Origin of the sequence: Rhodococcus sp. PAE-6, assembly GCF_025290685.1 — a bacterium.
Taxonomy (GTDB): domain Bacteria; phylum Actinomycetota; class Actinomycetes; order Mycobacteriales; family Mycobacteriaceae; genus Rhodococcus; species Rhodococcus pyridinivorans.
This window is the reverse complement of record NZ_JAOCLZ010000285.1, coordinates 1-229: the sequence shown is the minus strand read 5'-3', so window position 1 is coordinate 229 and position 229 is coordinate 1. Positions and strand designations below refer to the sequence as shown.

The 229-nt window shown below is 67.7% G+C and carries 1 pseudogene; it reads left to right on the top strand.

From position 1 onward, the window contains the following. A pseudogene (locus NVV99_RS27050) lies at nt 1–229 on the top strand (thiolase domain-containing protein); the annotation flags it as partial.

The following is a 229-nucleotide window of genomic DNA, read 5'->3' as shown; positions in this document are numbered from 1 at the left end:
GGAAGCAGGCCGGTATCACCGATCCGCTCGGCGAGATCGACTGCGCCGAGATCTACGTGCCGGTCTCGTGGTTCGAGCCGATGTGGCTCGAGAACCTCGGTGTCGCGTCCGAGGGGTCGGGGTGGAAACTCACCGAGGCCGGCGAGACGGCGATCGGCGGTCGGCTTCCGGTCATCATGTCCGGCGGCGTGCTCTGCTCCAACCCCATCGGGGCATCGGGCATGATCCG